General features: G+C 67.2%; 1 protein-coding gene. It reads right to left on the bottom strand.

Translation table 11 applies throughout. From position 1 onward, the window contains the following. Positions 1–39: 39 nt before the first annotated feature. Positions 40–1,902 (bottom strand): glycoside hydrolase family 15 protein, encoded by a 1,863-nt coding sequence (locus GUY59_RS46860; RefSeq protein ID WP_201762182.1) that lies wholly within the window; start codon positions 1,900–1,902, stop codon positions 40–42. Positions 1,903–1,976: the final 74 nt, after the last annotated feature.

Below are 1,976 nucleotides of genomic sequence, written 5' to 3'. Positions count from 1 at the left end.
TGAGGTCGCCGGTGGCGCCGAGGATGACGAGTCGGTCGATCATGCCGTGGTGCCTGCTTTCGCTCGTGCGAGGTTGACGCCGCTGGCGATGATCCCGATGTGGCTGAACGCTTGCGGGAAGTTGCCCATGAACGCTCCGGTGGACGGGTCGATCTGCTCGGGCATCAGCCCGACCGGGTTGGCGCGGGCGCACAACATCGCATACAACTCCTCGGCCCGGTCCCGATGGCCCTGCAGGACCAGGTTGTCGACCAGCCAGAAACCGCACAACACGAAGGCGCCCTCGTCGCCGGCCAGGCCATCGGGCGAGTGCTCGTGCAGATAGCGGTAGAGCAGGCCGTCACCGGCCGACAGACGTTCGGCGATGGCCGCCGTCGTGGCGGCCATGCGTGGGTGGTCGGCGGGGATGACCTTGCGCAGCGGCAGCGCGAGCAGGCTGGCATCCAGGCCGCCGCTGCCGTCGAGGTGCTCGCTCAGACACTGCTCGTCCTCGTTCCAGGCCTGTTCCAGGATAAGCCGGCGGAGTTTCTCGCCGGTGGCCCGCCAGGCGGCGATCGGCCCGGACAGACCGAGCCGCTCGCCGATGGCCGAGGCCCTGTTCAGAGCCACCTGACACATCCCCACCGAGTAGGTGAAGACCCGGCCCTCACTACGCACCTCCCAGATGCCCTGATCCGGCTGCCGCCACCAATGCGCGGCGGCCCCGGCCAGCTCCGCCAGACCGGACCACAGCGCCGGCTGGAGCTCACGCCCAGGAAGCAGCCACTGGTCGGCGCAGTCCAGCACCTCACCGTAGACATCATGCTGGCGCTGATCGGCGGCGCCGTTGCCCCATCGCACCGGCGCCGAGCGACGGTAACCCTCCAAGCCCGGATCGTGGATCTCCTCCGGTACCGGACGCCCGTCAAGGGTGTACATGACACGCGGATGACGACTCTGCTCAAAAGCATCGAGAACCCAGCCGAGGAAGGCGTCAGCCTCCTCCTCAAAACCGACACGGCGCAGCGCGAACACCGAGTAAGCCGCGTCACGGACCCAGGTGTAGCGATAATCCCAATTGCGCACCCCGCCGATCGGCGCGGGCAAGGAAGACGTAGGCGCCGCGACAAGCGAACCGTTGTCCCAGTCATCACACAGCTTCAAAGTGATCACCGAACGTCGGACCAGCGCCTCCTGCGGGCCCCGATAACGGCACTTACGCATCCAGCGCCGCCAGGCCTCGATGGTCTGCCGCACCATCGCCTCGGGATCGAACCGATGATGACGGTGGATGCGGCCCCACGACAGCACCAGATCCAGACGATCGCCCTCCTGAAGGTCGTGCACGGCACGCAAGCCGGTCAGCGGACGATTGGACCGCAGATGCAGCCGCAAGTCGGGCCGCCGGGAAGCGCGCACCTCCAAACCGTCGTAAAGAGCCCGCGCCTGCCCACCACCATACGGCTCCAATTCCGCCCGCAACCGCACGGTCCCGGACCGAACCACGGCGGACCGCACCAACTCACACCGGCCACCACCCGCGTCGTCGCTCAAGTCAGCGCCCGCACGCAGGACCAGCGCATCAGTGATCCGAACCAGGCCGGTCGGGCCGCGCAACTCGGTCACCAGCACCGCGGTGTCCGGCACATAGAACTGCCGCGCCTCACGCAAACCGTCCACGGTCAACACGAAGTGGCCACCACGCTCATCATCCAGCAGACCACACAACAGCGGGTCGCTGTCAAAACGGGGCAGACACAACCACGAGATAGAGCCGTCCACACCCACCAGCGCCGCCGTCGTGCCGTCACCGATAAGGCCCAAATCCTCCAGCGCCAGATAACCCCCCCCGGCGGCGCACCAGACGAAAAGGCGGATCGTGATCGAGCATGCCTGGCCTTCCCCTCCATACCAACCGGCCACCACCGAAAGGGGGAATGTTCCTGAACAAACGGACGTCACCGCCGCCCGCCACCGCTACCCGCCACCGCTACCCG

Origin of the sequence: Nonomuraea sp. K271 (assembly GCF_009908215.1) — a bacterium.
Classification (GTDB): domain Bacteria; phylum Actinomycetota; class Actinomycetes; order Streptosporangiales; family Streptosporangiaceae; genus Nonomuraea; species Nonomuraea longispora.
Note: the sequence above shows the minus strand (reverse complement) of the source record. Positions and strands in the feature narration are given on the sequence as shown.